Annotated in this window: 7 protein-coding genes; 1 reads left to right on the plus strand and 6 read right to left on the minus strand. The window is 72.5% G+C overall.

Translation table 11 applies throughout. The features are described 5' to 3' along the window. The first annotated feature begins 41 nt into the window (after positions 1 to 41). The gene (locus AC1DVZ_RS06630) at positions 42 to 737 is read left to right on the plus strand and encodes a murein hydrolase activator EnvC family protein (RefSeq protein ID WP_477617388.1); all 696 of its coding nucleotides are present in this window, start codon (positions 42 to 44) and stop codon (positions 735 to 737) included. On the opposite strand, the gene AC1DVZ_RS06635 is transcribed toward AC1DVZ_RS06630, so the two are convergent. The 6 genes from AC1DVZ_RS06635 to AC1DVZ_RS06660 all read right to left on the minus strand — a co-directional run bounded on the left by AC1DVZ_RS06635 (position 719) and on the right by AC1DVZ_RS06660 (position 6,134). After that, positions 719 to 1,546, minus strand: a complete 828-nt coding sequence (locus AC1DVZ_RS06635) for a DUF3152 domain-containing protein (protein WP_477617389.1) — start codon at positions 1,544 to 1,546, stop codon at positions 719 to 721. The two genes, AC1DVZ_RS06630 and AC1DVZ_RS06635, sit on opposite strands and share 19 nt — an antisense overlap. 138 nt (positions 1,547 to 1,684) lie before the next feature. Continuing rightward, complete coding sequence (locus AC1DVZ_RS06640) at positions 1,685 to 2,599, minus strand: tyrosine recombinase XerC (RefSeq protein ID WP_477617390.1); 915 nt, start codon at positions 2,597 to 2,599, stop codon at positions 1,685 to 1,687. Positions 2,600 to 2,650: 51 nt separating this feature from the next. Beyond that, the gene (dprA, locus tag AC1DVZ_RS06645; protein ID WP_477617391.1) at positions 2,651 to 3,754 is read right to left on the minus strand and encodes a DNA-processing protein DprA; all 1,104 of its coding nucleotides are present in this window, start codon (positions 3,752 to 3,754) and stop codon (positions 2,651 to 2,653) included. Next, positions 3,751 to 5,289 (minus strand): YifB family Mg chelatase-like AAA ATPase, encoded by a 1,539-nt coding sequence (locus AC1DVZ_RS06650; RefSeq protein ID WP_477617392.1) that lies wholly within the window; start codon positions 5,287 to 5,289, stop codon positions 3,751 to 3,753. The genes dprA and AC1DVZ_RS06650 overlap by 4 nt, the downstream gene beginning before the upstream one ends. Then, on the minus strand, positions 5,286 to 5,657 hold the full coding sequence (locus AC1DVZ_RS06655; RefSeq protein ID WP_477617393.1) for a YraN family protein: 372 nt from the start codon (positions 5,655 to 5,657) through the stop codon (positions 5,286 to 5,288). The genes AC1DVZ_RS06650 and AC1DVZ_RS06655 overlap by 4 nt, the downstream gene beginning before the upstream one ends. 159 nt (positions 5,658 to 5,816) lie before the next feature. Next, complete coding sequence (locus AC1DVZ_RS06660) at positions 5,817 to 6,134, minus strand: DUF2469 domain-containing protein (RefSeq protein ID WP_140741572.1); 318 nt, start codon at positions 6,132 to 6,134, stop codon at positions 5,817 to 5,819. Between the last annotated feature and the right edge of the window lie 125 nt (positions 6,135 to 6,259).

Consider the following 6,259-nt stretch of genomic DNA (forward strand, 5'->3'; position numbering starts at 1 on the left):
GTGCGTGGTCGAGGCGGTGGGGGGACGGCGATCGTGGGCCGATGAATCCGGTTGGCGTCGTGCTGCTCCCCCTGTCGGTCCTTGTCCTGGCAGGCACCACGGTCTCGCCGGGGTCGGCGACTGCGCCGGGCTCGACACGGCGCGAGCAGGTCGTGCTCCGGTCAGCTCCGGACCTCCCCTCGCCTGGAGCCGTGGATCGGCCGGTAACCGTCGGTGACGGCGGCGAGGACGACGGCGGGGACGACGGCCTGGGCCAGGGCGAGCGAGGCGCTCTGGGCGGCCGGTGGAGCTGGCCGCTGCAGCCGCGGCCCACCGTGGTCCGGCCGTTCCTGCGGCCAGCCACGAGGTACGGCGCCGGGCACCGCGGCGCCGATCTCGCCGGAGCGGCGGAGCAGGAGGTCCACGCGGTCGAGGCAGGCACGGTGACCCATGTGGGCAGCATCGCCGGTCGAGGGACCGTTACCGTCCTGCACCCATCGGGGATCCGTTCGACCTACGAGCCGGTGCAGCCGACGGTGGTCACCGGTGCGGCGGTCGCACGCGGCGCGGTGCTGGGGCGGCTGGAGGGGAACGGGTCGCACTGCGGCCCCGCCGCATGCCTGCACCTGGGGGCGGTCCGCGGCGACGTCTACCTCGACCCCCTGGCCTTCCTGAGGGGCGGCCAGCGAGTGCGCCTGTTGCCGCTGGGTCTGGTGCCGCTGGGTCAGGCGCCGCTGCGTCAGGCGCCGGAGGGGTAGGGCCAGGGCCTGCAGCCACCGAGGTCGAGGGTCTGCTGGACCATCACGGGGGCCCGCTTGCCCTTGCCGGGGCACGTGCGGTGCTGGTGACCGAGGCCGTGGCCGACTTCGTGGTTGACCTGGTAGACGCGGTAGAGCGCCACGTCGGCGCCGTAGCTGTCGTCACCGAGGGCCCACCGGCGGAAGTTGAGGACCGACCGCTCGCCGTTCCAGCACGACACCTGCGACAGCGTGCGCATCGGAGCGCAGAGCCTGTCGGTCAGGCCCGGGCTCGCCAGGGTGACGCGCACGTCCACGTGGGCGCCCTTGGCCTCCTGCTGGGGTGTGACGTTGACGAAGCGGACACCGTCGACCTTCTGCCAGCCTCTGGGATCGAGCAGCACCGACTGGATCGTTGAACCCACCTGTGTCGGGTCGACACCCAGCCCGCCCTCGATCTCCACCGTGTACGTGACGGTCCGCCCTGAGGTCGCGACCGCAGCCTGAGGCACCGAGACGACCGTGATCCTGCCCGTGCCGTTCTGCGGGACCTCGACGGCACCCGCCGCGGCCGTCTCGGTCGTCGCCGAGCCGTCCTCGTTGTCGGTCGTCCGAGTTGGCGTCGCAGACGGGTTCGCGGGAGTGGTGACGCGAGAGGCTGACGCTGCACTGACCGGAGCCGCGTCGTCCCGAGTGGTCAGGCGCACGGTCACCACGGCCACGAGCAGGAGGATGACGGTGCTGGCGATGGTACGGCGGAGCCGCACCTGCCGGCTCGGGCGGCGGCGGTGCCGAGGTGGCTTGCGGGTCACCCGCGAGTCCTCACTCACGCGCTGGCACTGCTCCTCTCGGGGGCCGCGGACCAGGCAGGGTCCGAGCGACGACTGTGGCGTCCATCTTCCCCCCTCCCGGCGTCTCGCAGAGCACGGCACGCCCGGCTGTCGACCACCGAGAAGTCGAAAAGGTCGTCAGGCACGCGGATGCGCCTGCCGGTAGGACTGCTTGAGCCGGTCGACGGAGACATGCGTGTAGATCTGGGTGGTCGCCAGCGACGCGTGGCCGAGCAGCTCCTGGACGAGCCGCAGGTCGGCTCCTCCTTCGAGCAGGTGGGTGGCCGCACTGTGCCGCAGCCCGTGCGGGCCGAGGTCCGGTGCGTTCGGGACGTGTTCGAGCAGGGAGTGCACGGCGGCCCTGATCTGACGCGGGTCGGCCCGACGACCCCGACGTCCCAGCAGCAGGGCCGGACCGCTGCCTTCCGCGGCCACCTGAGGTCGTCCTAGGGCGAGCCAGGCCTGCACGGCCTCGCGCGCCGGACCTCCGAAGGGCACCGTCCGCTCCTTGCCGCCCTTGCCCATCACGCGCACGACTCCGCGGTCGAGATCGAGGTCGTCGATGTCGAGGGCAGTGAGCTCGCCGACCCGCATCCCGCTGGCGTACAGGAGCTCCAAGGCGGCGCGGTCGCGCAGGTGCATCGAGTCCTGGTCGTCGCTGGCCACCGCGGCGACGTCCATGAGGGCCGTCGCGTCGGACTGCCGCAGCACCTCGGGGAGGTGCCCGGAGCGCTTCGGCGCGGCCAGTCGCAGTGAGGGATCGTGCTCGATCCGCCCGGTACGCGCGGCCCAGCCGAGGAAGGTCCGGGCTGCGGCCGACCGCCGCGCGATCGTGGAGCGAGCGGCCCCCGACTCCGCCTGGGCCGCCAGCCAGCCTCGAAGGTCACGCAGCCCCACCTCGGCAAGGTCGGTGACTCCACACTCGGTGGCGAGGTACTCCACCAGGCCCCGCAGGTCGCCGAGGTAGGCCCGAGTGGTGTGCTCGGACCGGCCCCGCTCGCTGCGCAGGTGGCGCTCGAACGCAGCCAGCGTCTGCGCCGTCGACTGACTCACGCCGTCACCGTCGCAAACGCAGCGACGCGGCACAAGCCGCCACCCCGCAGCTCAGCGGGGCACTGCGGGTTTGCGCCAACCACCTCCCTCACGGAGCGCAAGACCAGCGACGTCGAGGACACCCAAGGCGCTGCGGACCTCCTGGGAGGCGAGCCCGCACCTGCGGGCCAGGTCCTCGGCGCTGACCGCGTTGCGCGTCGGGAGCGCGGCCAGGACCGCCTGATGGCTGGGCGACAGGTCGTCGACCCGCTCTGAAGGCCCGTGCTTGCGGGGTGCCAGCTCCCCGATGGGACCCACCTCCTCAGCGACCTCGGCCGCATCAGTGACCAGGGTGGCGCCGTCACGGATCAGCTCGTGGCACCCTGCCGACACCGCTGAGGAGACCGGTCCCGGCACGGCACAGACCACCCTCAGGTGCTCCCCCGCCAGCCGCGCGGTGTTGCGGGAGCCGCTGCGAAGACCCGCCTCGACGACGACCGTGCCCCGGGTGAGCGTGGCAATGAGCCGGTTGCGGCTGAGGAACCGCCACTTGGTGGGAGCCGATCCCGGCGGCACCTCGCTCACCACGAGACCTGCCTCACGGATGCGGTCCAGGAGCCCGGCGTGGCCGCTGGGATAAGGCCGTTCGATGCCACCGGCCACGAAGGCGATGGTCACCCCGTCCACGGCGAGGGCGCCCTCGTGCGCGGCACCGTCGATGCCGTACGCCGCACCCGACACGACCGCGAAGTCGCGTTCGGCCAGCCCTGCCGCGAGGTCCTTGGCCACGTGGACGCCGTAGCCCGTGGCGGCGCGCGCGCCGACGACGGAGACGCTGCGGACCGCCACCTGCGCGAGGTCGGCAGGTCCGTGCAGCCACAGGCACGGAGGTGGCGCGGCCAGGTCGTCGAAGCCCTGTGGCCACTCGTCGTCGCCCGGGATGATGATGCGCGCGCCCAACCGCTGGGCGATCTGGAAGTCCCGGTCGACGTCGAGCCCGGGCAGCCGCTCCGCCATCCTCGCGCCGACGGTCGTGTCGGGGCCCATGCTGTGCAACGCCTCCTCCGCACCGACCACCGCGATCCGGGCCGCGACCTCTGCGTCGCCGGGTTCGACCAGCCGCGCCCAGGCCACCCGTGCCGCGCGTTCACCCCGGAGCGCCAGCGGTGCCGTCACGCCGCCACCGGCCCCTGGTTGCGCAGGGTCAGGGCGGTGCCGAGGTCGTCTCGCACCGGCGTGCTGCGCCCGCCGAGGTCGGCGAGGCTCCACCCGACTCGCAGCACCCTGTCGTAGCCCCGCAAGGTGAGCTGTGCGCGGTCCAGCGCCCGGTCGATGTCGACGGTGGCCGACTTGGGCAGTCGCCACCGCCCCCGCCGCAGCTGCGAGCCGGGGACCTCGCTGTTGACGCGCCACGACGTCGAGCTCCATCGCTGCGCCTGCGCATCCCTGGCCTCGCGGACCCGCGCGGCCACCACGGCGCTGCTCTCGCCTGTCAGACCTGCGAGGGAGGCGCGGGTCACCGCGGGCACGTGCACCTGCAGGTCGACCCGGTCGAGCAGCGGCCCCGACAGCCGGCCGATGTAGCCGCGCTTGGCCATGGCGCTGCAGGCGCAGCCGACCCCCTTGCCGAAGCCCAGCCCACAGGGACAGGGGTTCGCGGCCATGACCAGCTGGAACCGTGCCGGGAAACGCACCGTGGCCCGGGCCCTCGAGACCACGACGTGGCCGGACTCCAACGGTTGGCGCAGGGCCTGGAGGGCCTGGGTCTTGAACTCCGGAGCCTCGTCGAGGAACAGCACCCCGTGGTGGGCCTGCGAGATCGCTCCGGGTCGGACGGCACTGCTGCCGCCACCGATGATGGCTGCCTGGGTCGCGCTGTGGTGCGGGGCGACGAAGGGTGGCAGCCCCTCGACGTCGAGCTCACCGGCCGTCACGCCCAGGAGGGAGCGCACGGCCAGCACGTCGATCGACTGCTCGCGGCTGAGCCGGGGCAGGATCGAGACCAGGCGCTCGGCGAGCATCGTCTTGCCCGAGCCGGGCGGCCCCAGCAGGAACAGGTGGTGACCCCCGGCGGCGGCCAGCTCGAGCGCTGTCCTGGCTTCGGCCTGCCCGACGACGTCGGCGAGGTCCGGCGGATCCGCCCGGGCAACGGCTGGCGAGATCGCCGAGTCCGGAACGCCCAGACCCAGGGTCTCGGAGCTCCCGGAGTAGGCCGCGACGAGATCGGCGAGGTGGTTGACCGCATGCACCCGGATGTCGGGTACCAGCCGGGCCTCGGCCGCGTTCGCCACGGGCACCACGACGTCACGGCACCCCGCCCTGGCTGCGGACAGGACCGCGGGCAGCACTCCACGGACGGGGCGGACCGAACCGTCGAGCCCCAGCTCACCGAGGTGCACGATGTCTCGCACCCGCTCGGGAGGCACCATGGCGAGCGCGGCCACCACGGCCACGGCGATCGGCAGGTCGAACCCGCTGCCGTTCTTGGGAATCGACGCCGGAGACAGGTTGACGGTGATGCGGTCCTGGGCCAGCGACCTGCCGATGCTGGCCGCTGCGGCCTTCACCCGGTTGGGCGACTGCGCGCAGGCCGTGTCGGGCAGCCCACCCAGCATGAACGCCGGCAGGCCCCCCGACAGGTGGGCCTCGACCTCCACCACGGCCCCCGCAAGCCCCTCCAACGTCACGGACCGGGTCCGCCCGAAGCTCATCCGCCGACCCCCTCGACGTGCCTGACCCGGGCCGGGCCGGCGACCGGGCGCAGGATGCCGATCACGTCGATCCGGATCCGGCCGGGGTGCTCGTCGTGGGCCTGCAGCCAGGCCGACGCGAGTCGTCTCAGCCGAGAGGACTTGCGCCAGTCCACCGCCTCGACAGGAGCGCCGAAACGCTCGGTCCGGCGTGTCTTCACCTCACAGAAGACGAGGCAGTCGCCGTCCCTGGCCACCAGGTCGATCTCGCCGCGGGCGCACCGCCAGTTGCGGTCGATGACCGCCACCCCGCGTTCCCTCAGGTAGCGCTCGGCCAGTCGCTCGCCGTACTCCCCCAGCGCCCTGCGCGGATCCGTCTGGTCTGCCATTCCCCAAGCCAAGCCGCGGGCCCGTGCTGCAGACAGCAGCGCGAAGGCGGGCTGTGGACCTGGCCGACGTCGCCGAGCGCCCTGTGGGTGAAGGCTCCCGATACGGCGCCGCGTCGGGAGCCTTCACCCACAGCGGGGGCCCCGCCCCAGAAGCCGAAGCTAGAAGCCCTGCCCCTTCGGCAGCTCGAGGTCGGACTTGGCCAGCTCCTCGACGTTGACGTCCTTGAACGTCACGACCCGCACCTGCTTGGCGAACCTCGCCGGTCGGTAGATGTCCCACACCCAGGCGTCGGCCATCGTCACGTCGAAGTAGACCTCGCCACCGTCGGAACGCACCTTCACGTCCACCGAGTTGCACAGGTAGAAGCGGCGTTCGGTCTCCACCACGTGGGAGAACAGCCCCACGACGTCGCGGTACTCCCGATAGAGCTGCAGCTCCATCTCGCTCTCGTACTTCTCCAGGTCCTCTGAACTCATCGCGCACTCATCTCCACCTGCGTCACGTCGGGTGCTGCCTGTGCACCCTGCCCTGCCCGATCGCCGAGACCAGTCCCATCATCTCCCGAGATGCCGGGGAGCCGCCACGACCTGCGGTGCAGGTC

Source organism: Pedococcus sp. P2_E5, assembly GCF_056403895.1.